Source organism: Pseudomonas rhizozeae (assembly GCF_031583775.1).
Taxonomy (GTDB): Bacteria; Pseudomonadota; Gammaproteobacteria; order Pseudomonadales; family Pseudomonadaceae; genus Aquipseudomonas.
The window spans coordinates 1-24,550 of the sequence record NZ_JAVLSB010000007.1; the positions used below are offsets into that span (position 1 = coordinate 1).

A 24,550-nucleotide genomic window follows, 5' to 3' on the forward strand; every position below is an offset into this window, starting at 1 on the left:
ACCCCGAGCCTCAGCGAGGGGCCGTACGTCAGGGGCAGCCTTTTGGGTTACCTTTTTGGCGTTTGAAAAAGGTGACTCGCTGTAAGAGCGAAACCGTCAGCAGCCGTTACCGCAGCAATGGATATGTACACCCTCTTGCTCCCGCTGGCTTGCGCAGCAAGCCCATCACCAGGCGACTCGTGTTGTCAGTGAAGTCGGGGGCTCAGGGTTTGGGGCGGCTTCGCCACCCAGCGGGAGCATGCTCCCTCGCCACAATGGTTTGCGGTGAAACCCATAGTGCTTGGTTGGCAGTCAGGCCGCCATCGCTGGCAAGTCGAATCGTCGCACCGCAGCTCCCACATTGTCCGCGTATATCTCGAGGATTGCGTACCCCATCAGGTCGAGTGTCAGCTCGCCTCGCCGTAAAGGCGAAACCATAAGCAGCCCTTACCGCAGCAATGGATAAGCCCACCCAACCAACAGCACAAATTGCCCCACCCCCCAAAAAGAATGTTAGCGTGCTTCCCATTCCCAAAGCCCGACGAGCCCTCGTGCCATGAAAAAGACCGTCCTCGCCTTCAGCCGCGTCACCCCGGAAATGGTTGAACGCCTGCAACACGACTTCGACGTGATCGTGCCGAACCCGAAAAACGGTGACATCAACGCCCAGTTCAACGAAGCCCTGCCCCACGCCCATGGCCTGATCGGCGTCGGTCGCAAACTGGGCCGTACACCGCTGGAAAACGCCCCGCTGCTGGAAGTCGTGTCCAGCGTTTCGGTCGGCTACGACAACTACGACGTGGCCTACTTCAACGAGCGCGGGATCATGCTCACCAACACCCCCGACGTGCTGACCGAAAGCACCGCCGACCTGGGTTTCGCGTTGCTGATGAGCAGCGCACGCCGGGTCGCTGAACTGGATGCCTGGACCAAGGCCGGCCAGTGGCAAGCCAGTGTCGGCGCGCCGTTGTTTGGCTGCGATGTGCACGGCAAGACCCTCGGCATCGTCGGCATGGGCAACATCGGCGCGGCCATCGCACGGCGCGGTCGGTTGGGTTTCAACATGCCGATCCTGTACAGCGGCAACAGCCGCAAGCACGAGCTGGAAACCGAGTTGGGCGCGCAATTCCGCAGCCTCGACCAGTTGCTCGCCGAAGCGGATTTCGTCTGCCTGGTGGTGCCGCTCAGCGATAAAACCCGGCACCTGATCAGCCACCGCGAACTGGCACTGATGAAGCCGAGCGCGATCCTGATCAACATCGCACGCGGGCCGATTGTCGATGAGCCGGCGCTGATCGAAGCGCTGCAAAAAGGCCAGATTCGCGGCGCCGGGCTGGATGTCTACGAGAAAGAACCGTTGGCCGAATCGCCACTGTTCCAGTTGAAGAACGCCGTGACCTTGCCGCACATCGGCTCGGCCACCCACGAAACCCGTGAGGCTATGGCCAACCGTGCGCTGGAAAACCTGCGCAGCGCCCTGCTCGGCCAGCGCCCGCAGGATCTGGTGAACCCGCAGGTGTGGAAAAGCTGATCGACGCCGGGCGGGCGACTTGCCCGCCCGGCATTCTTCTAACTAACTGGTACAACTACACAACTTGCAAATGAGTGTCACACCGTTTATTCCGAGCGCGCTATAAACTCTCCCGGCTTTACCCCTCATGGTATTTAGTTATGGAGAACACCTACCTTGATTTTCTCGAGCACCGACCAACTTATCCGTGTCAGCAAAGCCTTATTAATGGCTTTCTTCAGTTTCTTCGGATTGTTAATGATGTACAGCAACTTCACCGACTACTCGGTCAACCATGAATATGTCGCACATATTCTGAGCATGGACACCGTGTCAGACAAAGTGCGCTACAGCTACCGGGCCATCACCTCACCAATGATGCACCACCGGATTTACTGGGCAATCATCACGCTGGAAGTGATTTACACCCTGTATTGCCTATTGGGCACTTATCAGTTGTTTCGCACTATCAACAGCAGCGCAAAAGACTTTCATGAAGCCAAAAAATTTTCGATTGCCGGTTTACTGATTGCCATCTTCACTTATTACGTGTGCCTGCAAGTCATTGGCGTCGAATGGTTCAACATGGACGAATCCACCGACTGGAACTACCAAGACTGGGCGCGGCATATCGTCGATTTCATCTTTCCGTTACTGGTCTACATAACACTGAAGACCGAGCGCTGAGTGCGCCCGATCTTCGCTCTGCTTCAAGCCAGTTTGCCGTGACCCGGTAACACTGCCGCTCTGGGTTTGCGAAATACCAACACGTTGCCCAGCATTACCAGCACCAGCCCCACAAGGGCCGGTGCTGTCCATTGATAGCCTTCGGCGAAAGCCGACACGTTCAACGCCACCACCGGGAACAGCACCGTGCAGTACGCCGCCCGTTCCGGGCCCATGCGCCCGACCAGGGTCAGGTAGGCGGTGAAGCCGATCACCGAACCCGGGATCACCAGGTACAGCAGCGAGCCGATATACCGCGTGTTCCATTCCATGTCGAACGGGATGCCCTTGATCAGGCACCAGACCGTCAGCATCGCCGCGCCATAGGCCATGCCCCAGGCGTTGGTGGTCAATGGTTTGAGCCCGGCCTTCTGTTGCAGGCTCGAGAGCATGTTGCCGGCGGAAAAACACAGCGTGCCGAACAAGGCCAGAGCCAGGCCGAGCAAGGTTTGCGGGCTGGCGGCGTGGCCGGCCAGTTCCGGCCAGAACAACAAGCCCAGGCCCATCAACCCCAGCGCACCGCCCAACAGCACGTTACGGGCAATTTTCTGGCCGAAAAACACCCGAGCGTTCAGGGCGTTCCACAGGGTCGCCGTGGAGAACACCACCGCCACCAGACCGCTGGGGATCCACTGGCTAGCGGTCAGGAAGCACATGAAATTGACGCAGAACAGGCACAAGCCCTGGGCCAGGCAAATCAGATGTCCGCGCCGGTTCATCACTTGCAGGCGACGGCTGAGCAGCAACATCACGAACAGCACCAGCGCCGCCAGGCCGAAGCGGTAAACGATCGACACCGGAATCGCCACCACGCCCAATTGCAGTTTCAGGGCGATCCAGGTGGTGCCCCAGATCAGCACGGTCAGCAAATACAACGACAGGTTCATGGCATAGCTCCTCAATAGACGCTCAGTCTCCGTCGGGTTCGCGGGGTGGCGCTTGCATAAACTTGCGCTTTTGTCGGGCGCCGGGCTGGCAGGCGGCAGTTGACGGAGTAGGATGCAAGGCGTCGGAGAGAAGCGATCATGCCCGCACTGGAAACCCTGCAAGTCTTTCAAGCCCTTAACCGTTCGCCGAATGCTCACCTGGAGCACAGTGCCGAACTCGGTGACGGCTTGTCGGCGGCGTTGTGGAGCAACCATCACGATGCCCAGGAATACGAAGCGCCAAGCCATCACACGCTGTCGTGCTACATCGCCGGCGGCACCGGCACCTTTCGCCGGGGTCAGCCTGGGACTAAGGGCGGCCCGGACAAGTTGTGCATCTTGCCGGCGGACCACCAGTCCGGTTGGGTGATCAACGGCAGCATTCGCCTGGCGCATCTGTATGTCAGCCCGGAGCAGTTCGCCCTGGGCTGCGTCACGCTACTGGATCGCGAGCCGCGAGAATTGCAGCTACGCGAACAGACCTTTCTCGAAGACCCGCTGCAAGCCCAGCGCTTTCGGCAACTGATCACCCTTAACTGGGATGAGCCGGGCGAGCGCCTGCTCACTAGCAGCCTGGCGCACGAAGTGCTCAGCCATGCTCTGCTCAACCAGGTCAACCCGCGCCAGGGCTTGCGCCTCAAGGGCGGATTGGCTGCGCATCAGCGGCGGCGCCTGGTGGAATTTATCGACAGCCAATTGGCCGAGCCGATCAGCCTCGGGCAACTGGCGGCGATGTGCGCGTTGTCGGAATACCACTTCGCCCGCATGTTCCGCGAAAGCTTCGGCTTGCCGCCCCATCAATACCTGCTGGCCCGGCGCATGACCCGCGCCCGCGAACTGCTGCGCACCACAGCGTTACCACTGGGCGAAATTGCGTTGGCCTGCGGGTTTGCCAGTGCCAGCCATTTCACCAACCGGTTCCGCCAGGTGTTGGGCGGGACGCCGGGGGAGTATCGGTTGGCGTTTTTGCGCTAGCCAGATCAGGATTGTTGGCGTCTGCACCGACGCCTTCGCGGGCAAGCCCGCTCCCACAGTGTTTTGTGGTGTGAACACTCACGTATGAACACCACAAAACCTGTGGGAGCGTGGCTTGCCCGCGATGAACGATAACGCGGTCTCCGATCAGAACTCCAACGTACTCGACAACGAAATCTGCCGCGAATCCCCCATCGACACAAAGAACCGACTCGCCGCCGAGGTGTAGTAGGTGCGGTCGAACAGGTTCTTCACGTTGAGCTGGAACTTGACCTTCTGCCCGTCGAGTTGCGTGTCGTAGGTGGCGAAGGCGTCGGCCACGGTGTAGCCCGGCAGGTCGAAATCGTTGACCGCGTTGCCGGCACGCTCGCCGACGTAACGCGCCCCGGCGCCGATGCGCAACTGGTCACCGCCGACCAGGCTGCCGAAGTCATACACCGCCGACAGCGAACCGCTGTTCTTCGCCACGTTTTGCAGGCGATTGCCCTGATAGTCCGGGTCCTTGGTGACTTCGGCGTCGGTGTAGGCGTAGCTGCCGATCAGGCTCCAGCGCTCGGTGAGTTGACCGCTGAGGTCGATTTCCAGGCCTCGCGAACGCACTTCGCCTGCAGCGCTGTACAGCGTGGTGGGGCCTTCGGCGTTGGCCACCAGCACGTTGCGTTTCTTGATGTCGAACAGCGCGATGTTGCCGGTGACGCGCCCCGCAATATCGAGCTTCGCCCCCAGCTCCCAGGCCTTGGCTTCCTCCGGAGCAATGCTGCCATCGAGCACCGTGCTACTGCCGGACAACGGCGCGATTGTCGAGTTGGGTTTGAACGATTCGGTGTAGCTGCCGTAGAACGACAATTCATCGGTATAGCGGTAAACCAGGCCGGCGCGCGGCACCCACTTCTGACCGTTGCTGTCGGTGTTGGCCTGGAACGGCACACCCTTGCCGGCGTATTGGTCGTACATCTGGAAGCGCCCGCCCGCCACCAGAATCCATTGGTCGGTGAGGTGGATCGAGTCCTGCAGGAACAGCGAGTTGCTGCGCAGCACATCGGTCTGCGCGCTGTCGGCCGGGCTAACGGTGGTGCCTTCAACTTCGCGGCCATAGACCGGGTTGACGTAGCTGAAGGTGCTCAGGCTGCGCTGGCGGATCAGGTCAGCGCGGTAGATTTTGCGGTACTCGTCATCGATGCCGAACACCAAGTCGTGCCGCATACCGGCGACGTCGACCTTGCCTTCGAGGCTGGCGGTGGCGAAACGGTCGGTGGAGAGCGCGTCGTGGGTGCCGTCCATGCTGCGGGTCAGGGTGCCGCGACGGGTGTCGATGGCGGTGACGCGCACCTGGCTGGCGTCGTAGGTCTCGCGGTTCCAGCTGTAGCCGAGGTGGGCTTTCCAGTTGTCGTTGAGCTCGTGATCGGCTTCGAAACGGTACAGATCAGAGCGCCCCTCCATGTCGTTGAAGGGCTCGTCGAGTCGCTCGTTGCGCGAGATGTCCAGCGGGTGGTTAGTGCGCGGATCGATCAACGTACCGCGATCGAACGGGGTGAGGAATTCCCGGTGTTCGTAGGCGAACAACAGCGTGGTGCTGTCCCCGGTCCAGGACAGCGACGGCGCCACCAGGCTTTCGCGGTGGGTGCCGAAATTGCGCCAGTAGTCTTCGTCCTCGTGGTCCAGCACCAGCCGATAAGCCAAGCCGGTATCGCCCAGGCCACCGGTGCTATCGAAGGTGCCGCCGCTGCCGTTCTTGCCGTCGCCGTAGCTTGAACCGCGCAGGGTCAGGGCGTTGTACGGCGTTTGCTCAGGTTTCTTGCTGACCAGGTTGACCACACCGCCGGGGTCCTGAATGCCGTACAGCAACGAGGCCGGGCCCTTGAGCACTTCGACCCGCTCCACCGAGGCATTCAGGCCACGGCCCTGCACCAGCGGCATGCCGTCGCGCATGATCGAACCGTTGCGGTTATCGCCGAAACCACGAGTCATTACTGAGTCCTGGGTGCTGGCCAAGGTGTTGCCCTGAGTGATGCCGCTGACGTTGGCCAAGGCGTCATCAAGGTTGCGCGGCGCCTGGTCACGCAGTACTTGAGCGGCGACGACGTTGATGGTTTGCGGAATCTCTTGCAGCGGTGCCGACGAGCGCATCACCGAACTGGTGGGCGGTGGCTGATAGCTGGTCGAATCCTGCACCAGCGAAGTGATGGTGGTGGCGCCGAGGTTCAGTGCGCCGTCAGTGGGCAGCGGTTCCAGCACCAGAGTGCGGGCGTCAGCGCGGCGGAAGGTGAAGCCCGATGTGCTCAGCAAGCGCTGCAGGGCTTGTTCAGCGCTGAACGGGCCATTCAGCGCCGGCGCGGTCAGGCCGTAAGGCGCTTCGTCGGTGTAGACCACACTGATGCCGGTGATCCGGCTGAAGTCGCTCAATGCCTGGGGCAGCGGCTTGGCGGCCATCGCGAAATTGAACGGCGCACTGTGCTGCATGCCGGCGGCGTCCGCCGCGAGCGCCAGGCTCAGGGGCAGCAACGCCAACGCCGAGACCGCAATCACGCAAACGCCAACCCTGTGTGTGAACGAACGACCTGCCACCGATTTTGCCCTGGACTTCATTGCTCATGACCTGTGTAGAACCACTACGGATGCGAACGACTCGCAGTTTCAGTCACTACACGGTTGGCGCTGTGGTTTACCTCACCCCTTTTTTGAAATTATTTTGCCGAGCAGATCGCTTTCCAGGGTGGGCGCGAGCCTGCTCGCGAAGGGGGCAACGGATTTACCGCAAAATAATCAGCCGCCCCATCACACTGTGCTGCTCAAACCCCATCGCACTTTGCAACGACGCCAGCACCGCTTGCGGGTCCTGACTCGGAAAGCTGCCACTGACCCGGCGCGCCGCCAGTTCATCGTTGAGCACGACGATGCGACCGGGGTAGTAACGACGCAAATCCTCCACCACTTCCGCCAGGCTGGCCTTGTAGTAATTCAACCAGCCCTGGCGCCAGGCCAATTGCCCCTCGCTGTCGGCGGCGTGCAAGGTGGCGGCACTGCCGGCGCCATACGCCACTTGTTGATTAGCACTCAGCACTTGCGGCGCCGCGCCATGCTGCGCCGTCACCGCGACCCTCCCGGACAGCACCGTGACTTGCGCGCCGACCGGCAACAAACGAACCTCGAATTGCGTGCCCAGGACCCGCGCCTGGCCCTGTTCGGCGTCGACCACAAACGGCTCGCCGGTGTGGGTCACGCGGAAAAAAGCGGCGCCTCGGCGCAACCGCACATGCCGTTCGCCACCGCTGAAATCCACGGCAATCGCACTGTCGGCATCGAGTGTGACTTGCGACTGATCGGCCAGGGTCACGGTGCGTACCTGCCCCGGTGCCGAGACGTAATCGGCGCCCAGATCATCCAGCCAACGGCTCGGCTGCCAACCGGCACCTACCGCGATCATCATCAGCAGGCACGCGGCCATCGCCAGCGCACCAGACCAGCGCCTGACGCTTGAGCGACGCGCAGGGTTCATTGCATTCAAGTAACCCTGCAGCGCCAGCGCGTCTTCATCGGCCAGGGTTCTGGCTGGCACTTCACTCAATTCCCACAGCACTTGTGCCTGGGCGTAGGCCTCGGCGTGGGCGGGATCGGCTTGCAGCCATCGACTGAAGGTCGCTTGATCGCCGCTGCTGGGCTGGTCATGCAACAGGCTCAACCAGGCCAGGGCGGCCTGCTCCTGGGCAGGCGTCGGCGTGATGCGGGCGGAAGGGTTCACGGGGCATTCCTTGGCGTGCGCGGTGGGGGTTCTCGCAGGCTGGCCTTGCAAGCGTCGAGGGCGCGCATCATATGTTTTTCCACGGCACTTTGGGACAAGCCCATAGCCTTGGCGATGTCCGCGTACTTGCGACCGTGAATGCGATTGAGCAAAAAGATCTGCCGCGTGCGCTCAGGCAAGGCGCGCAACGCCGCTTCGACATGCCGCAAATCGTTGCCCGCCTCCAGCGCCGCTTGGGGTTCGCTGCCCTGGCTGTCGGGCTCGTCCGGCGCCCAACCTTCGTTGACCCGCACCCGCGTGCCTTCGCTGCGCAGATGGTCGATGGCAATGTTGCCGGCGCAGCGCAGCAAGTAGGTGCTGAGTTCTTCCACTTGCACCAGAGGTCGCCGCCAGAAGCGCAGGAACAAATCCTGCACCAGGTCCGCTGCCGTCGCCCGACAGCCCACGCGCCGACTCACCAGCGCTTCCATCTGCGAGCGCTGGGACAGAAACACCCGTAGAAAATGCGCGCGACCGCCTCGCTGCTCGGCGCTGTCGGCGTCTTGGGAATCGGGAGGAAGGCTCATCAACACGCGCTGTCGGTTACAGCGGCACGAACGCGGCCACCGGGCTGAGCAGCAGGCTCACCCCCGCCAGCGCCAACGCCAGACGCGGCCAATACGGCAACAGCAACACCAGCGCCAGACCGCTGGCCATCAACACCGCCGACCACAGCACCAACCCCAGCGCCCAGCCTTTGAGCGCCATTGCCACCCACAGCGACAGCAGCAGCAACAACCAGCCGCCGATTTGCAGGGTCCGGCGTCGGCGCGGCGATGGCTTGGCGCCGAGCAGGTCACGGTGGTGCCGGTCCATCGACAGGCACAACGCGGTGAAACCGCCGTAACACAGGAACAAAGGAAGCCACATCAGTTGAGTTCCTGCTTCAGGCTGATGGAATGCGCGCGCGGTTGTTTGGCGCTGACCGCCGTGTGACCGGCGCGGTGCATTTTCCACGCCGCCCAGGCGAGGAACACGCCGCTGCCCAGGCACGTCAGGTCAAAACCGGCCATGGCCCAATCGCTTTGGGCGAGGCTGTTGGCCAAGTGATAAGGCGTGGTCAGCGCATTCAGCAACGGCACCCCGGCGAACAACAGCGCCGCCAGCGCCAATTGCTCGACCCACGCTTTGCGCCCCGGACGCAGCACCGCGTGCAACACGCCCAGGCCCCAGGCGATGAAGAAACTCTTCACTTCCCAATCCGCTCGCCCCGCCAGCTCCAGCGGCAACAAACGGTTGGCCCAGAAGAACACCGCGACCGCCACTACCAGCCCGGCCATGCCGGCGATGTTCAGCACCTGCACCAGGCGCAATTCGAAGGGCAAAGCGCGACTTTTGACGTGTTTGAGCGAACGCTTGCTGAGCCAGATCACCAACCCGGTGCCGATCAATGCGGTGCTCGCCAGACCAAAAACAAAGTAGACCCAACGCCACACCGGCCCAGCGAAATGGCCCATGTGCAAGCCATAAAAACTGCCGCCAATGGCCATCGCCAGCGGTTGTTCCGGTGTCACACCCAGCAGTTGCCCGGTGGTGCCGTTAAAAGACACCGCGCTGCCAAAGTCGTGGGCGATCTTGTCGGCGCCGTCGCGGAACACGTTAACCGAGGCATTGGCATCGCCGGGGTTGTTGATGGTCAGGCGGCCGACCCGGCCATTGTCCCAATGCGCCTGAGCTTGTTCGAGCAACGGCGCCAGTGGCAACAATTGCCCCGGCTGGCCGGACGGCGTGGCGGTGTCGGATGCAGGGAACACTTCTTTGAAAAAGGTTTGGGTGTCTTTGCCATAGGAGGCAATGATGCTGGCCGGCATCACCAGACTCATGAAGATGATCAGGCTGCTGTAAGTGATCATCAGGTGAAATGGCAGCACCAGCACGCCCACCGCGTTATGGCCGTCCAGCCAGGAGCGCTGGCCTTTGCGCGGGCGGAACGTGAAGAAATCCTTGAAGATTTTTTTGTGGGTGATGATGCCGGTGATCAGGCCGATGAACATCACCAGCGCGGCGAACGTGGCCAGCATACGCCCCCACGGATGCGGCATTTGCAGCTGGAAATGGAAGCGGTAGAAGAACTCGCCGCCGCTGCTGGCCCGGGCCTGGACCTCGTCGCCAGTCTGCGGGTCGAGGTGTTTCTCGGTGAACTTGCCGCGCTCGCCGGGCTTGCCTGCGGTTTGCCACATCACCGACAGCGCCGGCTCGCGGGCGTCGGGCAGGCCAATAAACCAGCGCGATGCGCTCGCGGCATGCTTCTGCAGATACTGTTGCGCGCTGGCCACGCTGGCTTGCGGATTGAGCGGCCGCGCGCTGATTTCCGGTTGCATCCAGTGCGTGGTTTCGTCCTTGAAATACGCCAGGGTGCCGGTGAGGAAAATCGCAAACAACAACCAGCCGAACACCAACCCCAGCCAGGTGTGCAGCCATGCCATGGACTGGCGGAAACCTTCCTTCATCAGTGCGCCATCCAGTAAGCCAGACCATCCACAGCGCCCAACACGGCGCTGACCGCCAGCAACCCGCCCCAGGCCTGCCACGCGCTGCGGCAGGCAAAACACCAGATCACCGCCAGCAGGTAAAACAGGAACGACAGCATCATGCCGCTGACCACCGCTTCTGCCCGGGCGATTGGCAACAGCAGCGAAAAGCACACACTGGCCAACGCAGCGACCAGATAGCCGCCCACCGCCGCTGCCACTACCCGCGAGGTAACGGCCAATCGATAGGACACCGGGAGCGACGGGGCTTTGCTTTTCATGGATCGACCTTGAAACCGGAAGTTACAAGGTGGCGATATTAATGATAAATATTCTCATACGCAAAGGAGTCTGCACGCCTATCTCGTTGACGGGCATGGTCTGCCGTTTCCGGGTGAGGCTTTTCCCTGATTTTTTGCTGGCCCAGAAACCAAAACGGGCCTGCAAATGCAGGCCCGTTTTCAGTGGGAAGTTTAAACAGTGGCTCAGGCCTCAGCCGTTTTGCGCAGCCTGTTCGTTCTCGAGAAATTCTTCTTCCAGCAACACATCGGCATGGGCGCCTCGTTCGAACGGCACCACGGCGGCACGCGGTTTGGCGCGCAACTTGCCAAATAAATGTTCCAGCGCATGTTCCAGCTTGGTAGCCGCCCCGTCGATCGCCAGTTCCAGGGTATCGGCTTTATGGGTAACGGAAATCGGCTGGTGGCCTTTTGGCCGCGCTTCCAGTTGGCAGCGTATATCGTGCGGACCGGGCTTATCGCCGTTCTCGTCGCGCAGATGGACTTCGACCCGAGTCAGGTCTTCTTCGTAACGGTCGAGCGTGCTCTCAATGGTGGTTCGTACCCACTCCTCCAGTCGGATGCTGCTTTGAATATGGTTATCGCTGTTGACTTGGATTTGCATAGTTCATCCCTTATTTCAGCTAGCTCGCGAGAGGTCTTGGACGATAAGTTCGTGACCCCTTGATTACAGAGTTGGGCAGACGGACAAACAATTCAACCCCTAAAAAAAGATAAATTTCTATTCGCAAATAAAGCCGGACAACGGCAAAAAGCGCTGTTAAGGTCGGGAGTTGGGTCGCCCCGCTTAACCGCCACAATTACTCGTAATTCTCCTCGCCCACCGGGTGCAGGCCGCGAAAAATCCCCGCCTCTTCCACCAGCCAGTCGTGCACCGCGCGCACGCTTGGATGGCTCAGTGCGCCCGGCGCATACAGCAAGACGTAACGTTTGTGATTGGGCACCGCCAGCCCGAATGGCACGATCAATGCGCCACGCTCCAGTTCGTCATTGAGCAGCGTGCGCCGCGCGATCGCCACACCCATGCCGGCAATCGCTGCTTCGATGGTCAGGTGGTTGCGATTGAAGGTATGCCCGCGCCGCACGTCGGCATGGTGGAAACCGATGGCGTCCAGGTAGAACGCCCACTCCGCGTATTCATAGCTGCCGCGCCAGGCAGTGATGTCGTGCAGCAACGGAAAGTGCACCAGGTCCGCCGGACCGTGCAGCGGCGGTCGACCACGCAACAGGCTGGGCGCACACACCGGAAAAATCTGTTCATCCAGCAAGGCTGTGGATAACAGCCCCGGATAGCTGCCGTCGTTGAGGTCGATGGCGAGGTCGAAATCCCCTTCATGCAGCGCCACGCTGCTGTCCTCGGCCACCAGCCGCAACTGGATGTCCGGAAAGCGTTGCTGCAAGCGCGGCAAACGCGGTGTCAGCCACTTACCGAGGAACGACGGAATCGAGCGCAGCCGCAAAGTGCCGCTGATCATCCCGGAGTCGAGCCGCGCCAGTTCGGCGTCAATGCTGCCATAGGCTTCGTTGACGGTAATGGCCAGGCGCTGGCCCTCGGCGCTGAGTTCGACGCCGCGCGCACGCCGATGAAAAAGGCGCAACCCGAGGCGCTCCTCGAGCTGGCGAATCTGCTGGCTTACCGCACCCGGTGTGATGTGCAGTTCTTCGGCGCATCGAGTGAAGGACAGATGCCGGGCCGCGCAGGAAAACACATGCAGCAAGCCATAAGTCTGCGTATGCAGTTGACGACTCATCGTTTAGCACCACTAAAGACTGTCTTAGGAGCTTTCGTTGGTCACGGCCCTAAGGCCAGCGCACTATCGCCATTATTGCGCCTGTCCTACAAAAAATGGCAGCGACTTTTACTGCATTGCTTGTGAGGCTTTAGCATGGCTATCAGTGTTTTTGATTTGTTCAAGGTCGGCATCGGCCCGTCCAGCTCCCACACGGTCGGCCCGATGCGCGCCGCTGCGACCTTCGCCCAATCCCTCAGCGATCAGGGTTTGCTTGACGCCGTGCGCCGCGTGGAAGTCCGGTTGTACGGCTCACTCTCCGCCACCGGCGTCGGCCATGCCACCGACCGCGCCTGTGTCATGGGCTTGATGGGCGAATGGCCGGATCGCGTTGACCCGACCACTATCGATAGCCGCATTCGATCCTTGCGCGAAAACCAGCAACTGAGCCTGGCAGGTCAGGTGACCATTACCTTCGACTGGCCGCGCGATCTGCTGCTGCTCGACGAAACCTTGCCCTATCACCCGAACGCCATGTCCCTCACCGCATTCGGTGACACCGGCGAATTGTGCGAGCAAACCTATTACTCGGTCGGCGGCGGTTTCATCGTCGAAGCGGCCGAAGCCGAGTCCGGCATCGCGCCAACAAGCGACGTCGAATTGCCTTACGACTTTTCCAGCGCCGCTGAATTGCTGTCGCTGTGCAACCAACACGGTTTGAGCGTTGGCCAGTTGATGATGGCCAACGAACGGGCCTGGCGCAGTGATGAAGAAATCCGACAGGGTCTGCTGCGCATCTGGTCGGTGATGCAGGAATGCGTCGAGCAAGGCCTGCGCCACGAAGGCATTCTCCCGGGAGGGCTGAACGTACCGCGCCGTGCTGCGAAGCTGCACCGCAGCCTGTTAGAAATCGGCAAGCCGAATGTCATCAGTTCCACGCTGTCCGCCATGGAGTGGGTCAACCTGTTCGCCCTGGCCGTCAACGAGGAAAACGCCGCTGGCGGGCGCATGGTCACCGCACCCACCAACGGCGCCGCCGGGATCATTCCAGCCGTGTTGCACTACTACATGAAATTCAACCCGGACGCGTCCGACGACGACGTGGTCTCGTTCTTTCTGGCGGCGGCCGCCGTCGGCATCCTGTGTAAGAAAAATGCCTCGATCTCCGGCGCTGAAGTCGGTTGTCAGGGTGAAGTCGGTTCTGCCTGTGCCATGGCGGCGGCCGGTCTGGCAGAAATTCTTGGCGCAACGCCTGAACAGCTAGAAAACGCCGCCGAGATCGGCCTGGAACATAACCTCGGCCTGACCTGCGATCCGGTGGGCGGCCTGGTTCAAGTGCCGTGCATCGAGCGCAACGCTATCGCTGCGGTGAAGGCAATCAACGCCACGCAGATGGCATTGCGCGGCGACGGCAAGCACTTCATCTCGCTGGATCGGGTGATTCGCACCATGCGCGACACTGGGGCCGATATGCACGACAAGTACAAGGAAACGTCGCGCGGTGGCCTGGCCGTGAATTGGGTGGAATGCTGATCGGTTAAGAGGCACGACCGGCGATCCTGCCCCCAAACGGACCGTCAAAAAAAAGACGAGCGCGACCGTTCATCTTTTTGACGCCCATTTTATTGTTCGACAATATTCCCGGCATGCCGATTGCTATAGCTCTGACCGAGGCTAAAAGGATTTTTGCCCTTTCAGCGAGCGACGTGCCGATGGTCTGGTGTTGCGAACTAATCACGATCACGGCCGGTCAACAACTGCACGTTCAATCAGGCGGTGACGCAATATGGACAACCCTTTTCAAGTCATTACCGATGCCTTCGCACCGGAGTATCAGATCAACCTGAGTATCCAGGGCCTGGACGGCAGCATCATGCTCACCCTGTCCAACGCCGGGCGTATCGTCGCCAAACGCATGATCAGCAGCGAACAGCGTAACGATCCACAGCGCTTGAAACGATTGGTACAGAGTATTCAATTCGGCATCGCCATCGAACAGGGCCACAGCGCCATGGCCATCCTCGAAGCCATGACCGATGGCGACAGCCTCAACCTGCCGCCGCCACCGAGCAAATCCCGCCTGCCGTTCCGAGTAGGGCTTTAGAGTTCACCCTTCTCCACTTCAACGTGTTCACTGGAACCCGCACCGATTTTTCTGTGCGGGTTTTCTATTTTCACCGAAGGAAATTTCGACGAGGCGTAACGTACCACCAGGATCGCGAACGCCAGCAGCAGAATCCCGCCACACAGGTAGATGATCCCCAGGTCGGGCGGGTTGTGGTGCGAGACGTTGGAGATCAGCAGCCGGGTCAGCGCGGTGATCGCCACGTAGATCAGGAAGCGCACCGGCATGTGGTTGGTCTTGAAGTAAATCCCGACCATCGCCCCGAGTTCGAGGTAGATGAACAGCAGCAAGATGTCGTCGATCTTGATGTGACCTTCCTCAATCATGCCGAGGAATTCCATGACCGCCGCCCAGGCCGTAACCGCGCCGATGGCGAACAGCGCCAGGTAGTGGAAGGTCTCAACGAACAGGTTGCCCAGGGACTCGGCGAGTTGGTGCACGTTCTGCCGCAGTTTCTCGGCCCAATTGATTTTCACGGTGTACTTCCTTAGGTCGGCTCGACCGGATGATGCGGGTTGGACGTGACGGTTGATCTGCATGCAGAAAAAAGGCCAGAGACATCATGGCGAGGTGCTGGCCAAGGCGCTCCGTGGCGTTTGGTCGCACCTGGGTACACATCGGCGTCACTCACGGCAATTTCGGTCTACATTAAAAAGCCACTACCCAAAGCGCAGGGATTCGCTTATCCTTTTCGCTGTATATAAATACAGTGGTCGAAACAGACAACTAATGTGAAGGCATGTGAGGTGGTGAATGGCCGTCGAAGTGGTATACCGCAGCAGCCGAGATCTGGAGCGCTTGTTCATGGATAAAGCCGAAGCTGACCGTCATGACAAAATGCTCGAACTCGCTGAGTTGCTGGCTGAAGTGTTGCAAAGAGCCGTGCCGTCCCTGAGCGAACAGCAAGTGGAGGAAGCCGGGATCTACATGGCCAAGAACCGCGATGTGTTCGCCAAGGCATTCAAGAGCCAGCCGGACGCGCTGTCCGAACTGCTCAGCGCTCCGGCTGAACCCGTGGCACCGGTTGCAGCCGTGGAAGAAGACGTCGAGGCCGAGGCACCGACGCCGGCCAAGCCGAGCAAGGCCGCTAAAGCGGCAAAGTAGGCACCTGCCGAATTGAAATGGCCCTGAGCATTGCGTTCAGGGCCTTTTTCATGGCTGGGATTTTTTCGGGGTGAGGCTCTTTTCCTTGTAGCGCTTAGCGGTACAGCAAGCGCTCCGCCAGTTCGTCCGCGACTCTGGCTGGCGAGCGTTTTTCCGCTTGGGCGTGGGCGAAGATTTCCGTCAGGCGGGTACGGATTTTCGACAGGTGCGCGGTAATGGTCGGCAACTCTTCGCCTTGATGCTTGAGCGCCACATAGATCAAACCGCCGGCATTGATCACATAGTCCGGCGCATACAGAATCCCGCGGCGCTCCAATTGGTCGGCTACGTCCAGGCTGGTCAACTGATTGTTCGCCGAACCGGCTACCGCCGAGCAGCGCAATTGCGCCACCGTGTGGCTGTTGAGCACACCGCCCAGACCGCAGGGGGCGAGTATGTCGCACGGGGTGCTGAGCAGCGCATCGTTGGCGATCGGGTGCGCGCCCAGTTGCTCCATCGCCAGTTGCACCTTGCCGTGGTCGATGTCGCTGACCAGCAACTCGGCGCCCGCCGCGTGCAGTTGTTCGGCCAGGGCGAAGCCAACGTTGCCCATGCCCTGGATCGCCACGCGCAAGCCTTCGAGGTTATCGCTGCCCAGACGGGCCATGGCGGTGGTGCGGATCCCGGCGAATACGCCCATGGCGGCATGCGGCGAGGGGTCGCCCGAAGCGGTGGTGCTGGTGACGTGCTGAGTCTGTTGGGCGATGCAGTCCATATCCGCGACCGAGGTGCCGCTGTCGATGGCGGTGATGTAGCGCCCGTCCAGTTGCTCGATGCAGCGGCCAAACGCTTCGAACAGTGCGGCTCGGCTTTCGACGTGGGCAGGCCGAACGATAACCGCCACTCCGCCACCTTGCGGCAGGCCGGCGAGCGCAGCTTTGTAGCTCATCCCACGGGCCAGCCGCACAGCGTCCTCGACCGCGCTTTCGTCGTCGGGGTAAGCGAGATAACGGCAGCCACCCAGGGCGGGCCCGAGTCGACTGCAATGGATGGCAATGACCGCCTTCAACCCGCTGACCGGGTCTACGCTTAAGTGCAGCGATTCAAGGCAAGAGCTTTGCATGAGAGCGAACATCGTAGGGCTCCCGAAACACTTCTTGTCAGTCGCCAGTATAGGCGTGCGCTTGAAAATTGCTGAAGCGCACCGGAATAACCGCCCGCGCCGGCCAGTCTTTCGGGCATAACCGGCCGTGCACCGCGCAGAGCACTGGACGAATCGCGGCCAGCGGGCTAAAAACGAGGCAACCGCCGGAGATACCGATGACACCGCGCCAAGCTTTTTTCGACTGCCTGCACCGCTCGCCTCCGGCGCTTTTCGAAGCGGCGTTGTGGATGGCGGCCGAACATGACCCGGGCCTGCGACCGGACACAGTGATGTCCGACCTCAAGGATTTGCAGCAACGGGTCAGCGGTGGCTTGCCGATGCTGCCGGTCAGTGAGTTGGCACAACCGATGTTACGACGGCTGAACGACATGGGTTTCGCTCAGGATGATTTCACGCCGCTGCGGCCGCAGGCTGCGCTGGTCGACAAAGTATTGGAGCGTCGGCGCGGCCAACCCCTGGCCCTCGGCCTGATCGCTCTGGAGCTGGCCCGACGCCTGGAAATCCCCATGACTGGCGTCAACTTCCCCGGGCATTTTCTGCTGCGAGTCCCCGGCGCCGATCACCTGCTCGACCCTTGCGGCGGACGCCGGTTGTACCCCAATGATTGCCGCGAGCTACTGCAACGCCAGTACGGCGCGAACATGAAGCTCAGCGCCGAACACCTGGTGACCGCCGAACCGCTGCAAATGCTGCAACGGCTGTCGCGCAACTTGCGGCAGTTGCACCTGGCCAACGACGACTTCATCGCGGCTCTGATCGACGCCGAACGGGTGCTCGAACTGGGCAACGCCAGCGCCGCTGATTACCTCGCCCGCGCCAGCCTGTATCAACGGCTCGATTGCCCTAACGCCGAGCGCTTTGACCTGGAACATGCGCTGCTGCTCAGCGACGACCCGATCCAGCGCCTGCGCCTGACCGAACGCCTGGGGCATTTGCCGCCGAATTCGGTGGTGCACTGAATCCACGAAACTCTAGACGCGCTCACCCGCGATGACTGCCGCTCAGGCGCTGGGCGTATCCGCCTGATTCGCCGGGTGCGCCTTGATAAACGCCGGATGCGCCGCCGCCAATGCCGCCACCCTAAGAATCCGCGGATAAGCCTCCAGTGCAACGTTGAACCGCTGCGCCGCATACAGCTGCGGGATCAGATACACGTCCGCCAAACCCGGCTCCGGGCCGAAACAATAACCGGCATCGCCAAGCCGTTGCTCTACCGCCGCCAACCCATGGCTGATCCAGTGCTCGATCCACTCCTGCACCTGTGCTTCATCACGACCGAGCTGACGCAAGCGGTTCAGCACGCTGACGTTGTGCAACGGGTGCATGTCGCAACCGATCAGCGCCGCGACGCCACGCTCGTGCGCGCGAAGGATGAGGTCTGTGGATAACAGCGGCACCTGTGGATAACGCTCTTCCAGGTACTCGATGATCGCTGGCGACTGGATCAGTAACGCACCCTCGTCGCTGCGCAATGTCGGCACCCGACCTTGTGGATTGAGTGCCAGATAAGCCGACTGCCGATGCTCACCACCGTCAGCCGCTACCAGATTGACGGGTAGCGCCCGGTAGTCCAAACCCTTCAGCGCCAAGGCAATGCGCACCCGGTAGGACGAGGTCGAGCGGTAGTAGGTATAGAGTTCCATGCCCCGCTCTCCTCAACGCGCCGGCAACACTGTGCCTCGGCATTCGCCGAAGCCAATCGAAGCGAAACCTTCGCGCACGCAGCGGGCGCGCAGGATGATTTCATCGCCGTCTTCAAGGAACTTGCGCACCTCGCCCGAGGCCAGTTCGATCGGTTTCTTGCCGCCCTCGGTGATCTCCAGCAGGCTGCCGAACTGGTCGTTATGCGGTCCGGACAAAGTGCCCGAGCCAAACAAATCGCCAGCCTGCAATTGGCAACCGTTGACGCTGTGGTGCGCGACCATTTGCGCCACGGTCCAGTACATGTGCCGGGTGTTGCTCAAGGTCAGGCGATGAGGTGGCAGGCCTGTTTCGCGCATGGATTCGGTGGTCAGCAGCACCTCCAGTTCGATGTCGAACGCACCGCTGGCCTGGTCCCGTGGGTCGAGCAAATACGCCAGCGGTTGCGGATCGCCGTCGGGCCGCGCCGGTTGTGCTCGGCGGAACGGCGCCAGCGCCTCAGCAGTGATCACCCACGGCGACACACTGGTGATAAAACTTTTCGACAAAAACGGCCCCAGCGGCTGGTATTCCCAGGCCTGGATATCCCGCGCCGACCAGTCGTTCAACAGGCAGTAACCGGCGATGTGATCGGCGGCGTCGGCAATCTCAATCGAGTCGCCCATGTCGTTGCCCTGGCCGATCCAGATGCCCAGCTCCAGCTCAAAGTCCAGCCGCGCACACGGGCCGAAGGTCGGCTCGCTGTGCCCTGCGGGCAGGGTCTGGCCCTTCGGCCGACGCACGTCGGTGCCGGACGGGCGCACGGTGGAAGCACGGCCGTGATAGCCGATCGGCACATGCTTGTAATTGGGCAGCAGCGGGTTGTCCGGGCGGAACAGTTTGCCGACGTTTTGCGCGTGTTCAATGCCGACGTAGAAGTCGGTGTAGTCGCCAATCTTTGCCGGCAAGTGCATCTGGCAGTCCGTCGCCAGTGGTAGCAACTTCGCCCCTTGGGCTTCGAGCTTGCCGTGCAGGGTGCTGCCCTCAGTGAACAGCTCCAGCAGGCGCTCGCGCAATGCCACGCGGGCCTCGCGACCGAGTTGGAAAAAGCCGTTCAACTGGCCGCCACGGGTGGCTTCGACCGCCGTGCGTGCGAGGCCTTCGAACACACCGGCGGCCAGCGCCGCTTCGAGGTCGAAGATGTGCTCGCCGATCGCCACGCCGCTGCGTGGCGCCGAGCCGTTGTGGCTGAACACCCCCAGTGGCAGGTTCTGCAGGGGGAAATCGCGATGGCCGTTGGCGGAGGCAACCCAGCTACGCAGGGGGGAAGTCGAGGGCATGGGTTATCTCCGGGTCGGGTCGAAAGTGGCAGGCAGCGAGGCCCAGCAAGCGTCGTAATTGTTTTGCAGTTGCGGGCAGTCGAGGGCAAAGCGGCTCGGGCGCAGCACCTGGCTGGTCTCGAACATGAAGGCCATGGTGTTGTCGATCTTGCCCGGCGCCAGCGTGGCGTTGATCGCCTTGGTGCAGGTTTCACCGTCCGGGCCGTGGGCACTCATGCAACTGTGCAGCGAGGCGCCGCCGGGCAGGAAGCCCTCGGCCTTGGCATCGTAGGCGCCCTGGATCAGGCCCATGAATTCGTTCATCAGGTTGCGGTGGAACCACGGCGGGCGGAAGGTGTTTTCGGCCACCATCCAGCGCGGCGGGAAGATCACGAAATCGAGATTGGCCAGGCCATGCACGCTGGTCGGTGAAGTCAGTACGGTAAAGATCGATGGATCGGGATGGTCGAAGCTGACCGTGCCGATGGTGTTGAAGCGCCGCAGATCGTATTTGTACGGCACGTTGGTGCCGTGCCAGGCGACCACGTTCAGCGGCGAATGATTGAGCTCGCAGCCCCACAGTTCACCGAGAAATTTCTGCACCAGCGCGGTGGGCTGTTGCAGGTGTTCGTAGTGAGCCACGGGGGTCAGGAAGTCCCGCGGGTTGGCCAGGCCATTGCTGCCGATCGGCCCCAGGTCTGGCAGGCGCAGCGGCGCGCCGTGGTTCTCGGCGACGTACCCGCGGGCCTCGGCATCAAGCAGTTCGACGCGGAATTTCAAGCCGCGCGGCAGTACGGCGATTTCCAGCGGCTCCAGTTCCAGCACGCCCAGTTCCGTGGCGATGCGCAACCGTCCCTGCTGCGGCACCAGCAGCAACTCACCGTCGGCATCGAAGAACACTCGTTCCATGGAGCGATTGGCGCGGTAATTGTAAATGCTGATGCCCGCCGGTTTCTGTGCGGCGGAGTTGGCGGCCATGCTCACCAGTCCGTCGACGAAATCCGTGGGTTCGGTTGGCATGTCCAGCGGGTTCCAGCGCAGGCGATTGGGCGTCACTTCGCCCAGCGGTCCGCCGGCCAATTGCCGCTCAAGTTTGACGAACGCCGGGTGATTGGCCGATGGCTGAATACGGTACAACCAGGTGCGTCGGGCTTCACTGCGCGGCATGGTGAAAGCGCTGCCGGAGAACAACTCGGTGTACAGGCCATACGGCGCTTTTTGTGGGGAGTTTTGCCCGATCGGCAAGGCGCCCGGCAAGGCTTCGGTGCTGAATTCATTGCCGAAGCCTGACTGGTAAGCCAGGGCTGGCGAAGTTGCATCGGGGTTCATGGAGCCTCCTGAACGGGAGTCGAGCCATGGCCTGTCACTCCGCATGGGAGAAATGGCACGCTCGGGTTATTTTTATCGTAATCGAATTACGCACAACGTAATTTGATTGCCAAAGACCGTCAAGCTATAAAGACGCCCATTCAGCCTTGGATCAAAGTGCCTTCATGGAAAAGCCCAGCGACAGTAACGGTAAGCAGAAAGTCCGCTCGGCAGAGGTCGGCACCGACATCCTCAAGGCGCTGGCACAACTGTCGCCCGCCACCTCGTTGTCGCGCCTGGCCGAGCATGTGCAGATGCCGGCGAGCAAGGTCCATCGCTACCTGCAAGCGCTGATCGCCAGTGGCTTTGCCGAGCAAAACCCGGCCACCAACCATTACGGCCTCGGCCGCGAGGCGCTGCGCGTCGGCCTGGCCGCGCTCAACAGCATGGACGTGTTGAAAGTCGCCGCCCTGCCCCTGGCCGAGCTGCGTGATGAACTGAATGAAACCTGCTTCGTCGCGGTATGGGGTAATCAGGGCGCGACCGTCGTGCACATCGAACCGGCGGTGCGCGCGGTCACGGTAGTCACGCAACTGGGCTCGGTGCTGCCGCTGCTCAGTTCGTCCACCGGGCTGGTGTTCAGCGCGTTCCTGCCGAACCGCGAGACCGAGGAATTACGCGAGATAGAGGTGCAGACCAGTGGCGCACATCCCTTGGCCGACCCGCGGGATTACGCCCTGCTACGGGAGCAGATCCGCGATCGCGGCCTGCACCACGTCCACGGTTTGTTGATGCCCGGCGTGGACGCGTTGTCGGCCCCGGTGTTCAACGCAGTGGGCAAGGTTGCGGCGGTGATGACCATCGTCGGCCCCGCCTCACTGTTCCACGCCGACGAAAATGGCCCGGCGGCGCAGCGTTTGCTGGCGGCGAGCCGGGCCGTGAGTTGGCGGATGGGCTTCCAGCCATCCGCCTGAAAACCTGCACGCCCTAGGTCGGTCGCCGGACTAGCGCACCAGCGTCTTGCTGTACGCCTGGCCATGGCTGGCCGATAGATCCCGGACGATGTCCAGCAAGACTTCATGCGGGACTTTTTGCCCGGTGGCGGCCGACACCAGGCTCGCCAGCGTCTTCACATCGCCCGCGAGGTCGATCAGGGTTTTCTGGGTGGACGTCACCGCCTTTGGCCCCAATTCCTTGTATTTGCCGTAACCCAGCGTCGCCAGGTCCACCAGCGCCGCTTTGAAGTGATCCAGGGCTTTGGCCTGATCCCGGTAGTGATAGGCCTGCGCACCGTCGAGTATGTTCCGGGTGATCTGCACTGCACTTACCGCCAACCCGACGGGCGGAATCACCAGGCTGATTACCTGCGCGGCCAAGATGACCGAGTCATACGTCAGCTTGGTGATAATTTCAGCCAGGCTGGTGGTTTGTCGATCCACGTCGTCGATCACCCGCAGGATCATCTGTGCATAACACTTGGAAAAATCGCGGACCCGGCTATTGACCTCGAGGTCCGGCGCTTTGACGTGACTGGTCGTGGCTTCGATCTGATCGAAGTATTCGACGCCGTGCGGACGATCCACGTAATGCAGGCGGTCGAGGTAGTACTGCCGCAGGCCTCTGAAGCGTACCGAACCGGCGAAGTTGTCCAGCGGGCGCAGCCACACGCCATCCGGCGCCTGCGGGGTGTACAGGTAATCGCGCACCTCGCCACCTCTGGCAAACCGGAACACATAGACACCCTCCACCGGCCGGCGCCGCCCCAGATGGAACTGATAGACGCTGTCCTGATTCACCGGGTAGTCGCCCATCACCGGCCCGCCATAACGGTCCGGCGTGCGCAACGCGGCAATGGCCTGCTTGAAGTCATCGTACTGCGCGCGGTCGATCTGTCCCTGGAAATAGGCCGATAGCGCGCCGCGGTTCATCTCGGCGAACTGGCGCTCGATATGCACATCCCGATGAAACACGTGAGTCGGGCTCTGCGGGTTCAAATGCACCGTGCGCAGCATCTCGATGTACTGCTCGCCGGGGCGTAACGTGCGGGACCAGCCTGCCAAATCGCGGATATCCAGGGTCTTCAAGGGCGGATGTCCCGCCGCCAGTTGATAACGTGGGTAGCTGTTGGTCGGATCGCGCTCATGCTCGGCCGCATAAAACGCCTTCTCTTGAGTGATCACGGAGGTCAACGACGCACGTTGCGCAGGGCCGAATTCAATCATGATCAAATCCGGATCGACCTGGACCTGTTCGCCGCGCTCTTTCAGGACACCTTCAATGCGCTGCTTGATCAGGTCATACGTAAACTTTTCATAGGAAATAAGTGCTGCCTCTCGACCTTCAACGGTGTACAGCGCTTTAAGTTGCGTATTGAGGCTTGCGTAATATTGCCGCTGATCATAATTGGCATTGCGATAGTTAGGCGGCGCCAGTTCAATACTTTCAAAACGGTCCCAGCGAATCATTTCCAGTACAAAACCGGATAACGGCTGCCCCGCGATGGTGTCCGAGTATTCAACCAGTTGGATCGGATGGCGATTCCACAAGTTGTAGTTTTTGGCCAGATCACGGAAGAACTGGCGCATGGTCAGTTGATAGCGACTACCCACTTGCGGATAGATATATTCCGGATGGCGTAGGCACCAAGTGCCGATATGAGCAGTGACGTCCGCCATATTTTCAAAAACATTCCAGGCCTTGCCGCTGGGTGCACCGGGTGCAAACACCACACAACGGCCTTGCGGCTCACGCCTCTGGTGGATAACGAACATATTCTTCAGGGGCGAAGCGGTGCCCGGCAGCACAATGCCACGCACCATGAGCGACGGGTCACCTTGCAGCAAGCGCTGCACCCACTCCTCGCAGAAGCGCTCAAGACGATGTTCCGTAAGGTTGCAGAACAGGGTGAACTCCACTTGCCGCACCCAGTGCTCATGGGCGGCCTCGTACACCGCCGGCACAGGGTTGTCGATCAGGCTCAACGCATATTCGGAGCGCATGTCGACTGACGACAGCCAGTTCTCTAGCGTGAAATACGAGACATTCGAAGAGGTCTGGCCTTCAAAGGTCAGGCTGATCCGGTCCTTGTCTTGCTGGCCGCCGATCGCGTACTCGGTCAATGAACGGCGTTCGTCGTGAATCACTTCCCGGCCACCCAGGCGATATCGATAGCGACTCTTGATAAAAAGTTTGTCTGGGTCGAGCGATGCGCTGCCCATGCTGCTCAACCATTGCTGCGTACGCAAACGCGAATAAGCCGTGAGCGAGGCCTGCGGCCCCATCACCCGTTGAAGTTCTGCAGCGGTTTCCAGCATGGCCGATTCCAGTGCGACGAAACGGCGCATGGAAAGCTCACCATACTGTTCGCGCCATAACTTATGGTTCGCTTCACGCTCGCTGGAAGAAGTATTTACCATCATTTATCAAATCACCTTGTTCTAAGTGGGAAGACGTTATGCCCTCCCGACACAGAACAACGTTATTGATCGGCCCAACCAATTAAAAGCCAGAACCCCTTACAATTCATTTAAGCAGGA

At 61.1% G+C, this 24,550-nt stretch carries 22 protein-coding genes and 1 pseudogene; 8 read left to right on the forward strand and 15 right to left on the reverse strand.

What is annotated here, in order from left to right:
* Positions 1-535 precede the first annotated feature (535 nt).
* Both RG836_RS01120 and RG836_RS01125 read left to right on the forward strand, forming a co-directional pair.
* Positions 536-1,510: a 2-hydroxyacid dehydrogenase gene (locus tag RG836_RS01120; protein ID WP_310842564.1), complete on the forward strand. Its 975-nt coding sequence runs from the start codon at positions 536-538 to the stop codon at positions 1,508-1,510.
* A gap of 156 nt (positions 1,511-1,666) precedes the next feature.
* Positions 1,667-2,176 carry a DUF2165 domain-containing protein gene (locus RG836_RS01125; RefSeq protein WP_310842565.1) on the forward strand — a complete coding sequence of 170 codons (510 nt, stop codon included), beginning with the start codon at positions 1,667-1,669 and terminating at the stop codon, positions 2,174-2,176.
* Between the two features lie 23 nt (positions 2,177-2,199).
* Here RG836_RS01125 and RG836_RS01130 read toward each other — a convergent pair whose 3' ends face one another.
* Entirely contained in the window at positions 2,200-3,102 is a 903-nt protein-coding gene (locus RG836_RS01130) for a DMT family transporter (RefSeq protein WP_310842566.1), read from the reverse strand.
* Between the two features lie 138 nt (positions 3,103-3,240).
* On the opposite strand from RG836_RS01130, the gene RG836_RS01135 reads away from it, so the two are divergent.
* A complete protein-coding gene (locus RG836_RS01135; protein WP_310842567.1) occupies positions 3,241-4,116 on the forward strand; it encodes an AraC family transcriptional regulator in 876 nt (291 codons plus the stop codon).
* 147 nt (positions 4,117-4,263) lie between these two features.
* Here the strand turns inward: RG836_RS01135 and RG836_RS01140 are convergent, their stop codons facing one another.
* The 8 genes from RG836_RS01140 to RG836_RS01175 form a co-directional block, all read right to left on the reverse strand.
* On the reverse strand, positions 4,264-6,702 hold the full coding sequence (locus RG836_RS01140; protein WP_310842568.1) for a TonB-dependent siderophore receptor: 2,439 nt from the start codon (positions 6,700-6,702) through the stop codon (positions 4,264-4,266).
* Positions 6,703-6,865: 163 nt separating this feature from the next.
* Positions 6,866-7,855, reverse strand: a complete 990-nt coding sequence (locus RG836_RS01145; RefSeq protein WP_310842570.1) for a FecR family protein — start codon at positions 7,853-7,855, stop codon at positions 6,866-6,868.
* Complete coding sequence (locus RG836_RS01150; RefSeq protein WP_409078048.1) at positions 7,852-8,421, reverse strand: RNA polymerase sigma factor; 570 nt, start codon at positions 8,419-8,421, stop codon at positions 7,852-7,854. The genes RG836_RS01145 and RG836_RS01150 overlap by 4 nt, the downstream gene beginning before the upstream one ends.
* 16 nt (positions 8,422-8,437) lie before the next feature.
* Positions 8,438-8,764 (reverse strand): DUF3325 domain-containing protein, encoded by a 327-nt coding sequence (locus RG836_RS01155; protein WP_310842572.1) that lies wholly within the window; start codon positions 8,762-8,764, stop codon positions 8,438-8,440.
* A complete protein-coding gene (locus RG836_RS01160) occupies positions 8,764-10,344 on the reverse strand; it encodes a PepSY-associated TM helix domain-containing protein (protein WP_310842573.1) in 1,581 nt (526 codons plus the stop codon). Before RG836_RS01160 ends, RG836_RS01155 begins: the two co-directional genes overlap by 1 nt.
* Positions 10,344-10,646 carry a DUF3649 domain-containing protein gene (locus RG836_RS01165; protein WP_310842574.1) on the reverse strand — a complete coding sequence of 101 codons (303 nt, stop codon included), beginning with the start codon at positions 10,644-10,646 and terminating at the stop codon, positions 10,344-10,346. The genes RG836_RS01160 and RG836_RS01165 overlap by 1 nt, the downstream gene beginning before the upstream one ends.
* A gap of 211 nt (positions 10,647-10,857) precedes the next feature.
* The gene (locus RG836_RS01170; protein WP_310842575.1) at positions 10,858-11,268 is read right to left on the reverse strand and encodes an HPF/RaiA family ribosome-associated protein; all 411 of its coding nucleotides are present in this window, start codon (positions 11,266-11,268) and stop codon (positions 10,858-10,860) included.
* A 196-nt stretch (positions 11,269-11,464) separates the two neighbouring features.
* Positions 11,465-12,415, reverse strand: coding sequence for a LysR substrate-binding domain-containing protein (locus RG836_RS01175; protein ID WP_310842576.1), 951 nt, complete (start codon positions 12,413-12,415; stop codon positions 11,465-11,467).
* A gap of 135 nt (positions 12,416-12,550) precedes the next feature.
* Here RG836_RS01175 and RG836_RS01180 point away from each other — a divergent pair, with 135 nt between their 5' ends.
* Together RG836_RS01180 and RG836_RS01185 are read left to right on the forward strand one after the other, a co-directional pair.
* Positions 12,551-13,927, forward strand: a complete 1,377-nt coding sequence (locus RG836_RS01180) for an L-serine ammonia-lyase (protein ID WP_310842577.1) — start codon at positions 12,551-12,553, stop codon at positions 13,925-13,927.
* Positions 13,928-14,180: 253 nt separating this feature from the next.
* Entirely contained in the window at positions 14,181-14,498 is a 318-nt protein-coding gene (locus RG836_RS01185) for a DUF3509 domain-containing protein (RefSeq protein WP_310842578.1), read from the forward strand.
* Here the strand turns inward: RG836_RS01185 and RG836_RS01190 are convergent.
* Complete coding sequence (locus RG836_RS01190; RefSeq protein ID WP_310842579.1) at positions 14,495-14,995, reverse strand: phosphate-starvation-inducible protein PsiE; 501 nt, start codon at positions 14,993-14,995, stop codon at positions 14,495-14,497. The two genes, RG836_RS01185 and RG836_RS01190, sit on opposite strands and share 4 nt — an antisense overlap.
* 277 nt (positions 14,996-15,272) lie before the next feature.
* Between RG836_RS01190 and RG836_RS01195 the strand changes: the two are divergent.
* Positions 15,273-15,527, forward strand: a pseudogene (locus tag RG836_RS01195) (YebG family protein); the annotation flags it as partial.
* Between the two features lie 190 nt (positions 15,528-15,717).
* Here RG836_RS01195 and RG836_RS01200 read toward each other — a convergent pair.
* Positions 15,718-16,737 (reverse strand): Leu/Phe/Val dehydrogenase, encoded by a 1,020-nt coding sequence (locus RG836_RS01200; protein ID WP_310842580.1) that lies wholly within the window; start codon positions 16,735-16,737, stop codon positions 15,718-15,720.
* A 185-nt stretch (positions 16,738-16,922) separates the two neighbouring features.
* On the opposite strand from RG836_RS01200, the gene RG836_RS01205 reads away from it, so the two are divergent.
* Positions 16,923-17,726, forward strand: a complete 804-nt coding sequence (locus RG836_RS01205) for a SirB1 family protein (RefSeq protein WP_310842581.1) — start codon at positions 16,923-16,925, stop codon at positions 17,724-17,726.
* Positions 17,727-17,768: 42 nt separating this feature from the next.
* Here RG836_RS01205 and maiA read toward each other — a convergent pair whose 3' ends face one another.
* The 3 genes from maiA to hmgA are packed head-to-tail and all read right to left on the reverse strand — an operon-like array spanning position 17,769 to position 21,035.
* Positions 17,769-18,410 carry a maleylacetoacetate isomerase gene (maiA, locus tag RG836_RS01210; protein ID WP_310842582.1) on the reverse strand — a complete coding sequence of 214 codons (642 nt, stop codon included), beginning with the start codon at positions 18,408-18,410 and terminating at the stop codon, positions 17,769-17,771.
* 12 nt (positions 18,411-18,422) lie between these two features.
* Positions 18,423-19,727 carry a fumarylacetoacetase gene (fahA, locus tag RG836_RS01215; RefSeq protein ID WP_310842583.1) on the reverse strand — a complete coding sequence of 435 codons (1,305 nt, stop codon included), beginning with the start codon at positions 19,725-19,727 and terminating at the stop codon, positions 18,423-18,425.
* A gap of 3 nt (positions 19,728-19,730) precedes the next feature.
* On the reverse strand, positions 19,731-21,035 hold the full coding sequence (hmgA, locus tag RG836_RS01220) for a homogentisate 1,2-dioxygenase (protein ID WP_310842584.1): 1,305 nt from the start codon (positions 21,033-21,035) through the stop codon (positions 19,731-19,733).
* 164 nt (positions 21,036-21,199) lie between these two features.
* Between hmgA and RG836_RS01225 the strand changes: the two genes are divergently transcribed.
* A complete protein-coding gene (locus RG836_RS01225; RefSeq protein WP_310842585.1) occupies positions 21,200-21,988 on the forward strand; it encodes an IclR family transcriptional regulator in 789 nt (262 codons plus the stop codon).
* A 30-nt stretch (positions 21,989-22,018) separates the two neighbouring features.
* Here RG836_RS01225 and RG836_RS01230 read toward each other — a convergent pair whose 3' ends face one another.
* Positions 22,019-24,358, reverse strand: a complete 2,340-nt coding sequence (locus tag RG836_RS01230; RefSeq protein ID WP_310842586.1) for a dermonecrotic toxin domain-containing protein — start codon at positions 24,356-24,358, stop codon at positions 22,019-22,021.
* Positions 24,359-24,550 lie beyond the last annotated feature (192 nt).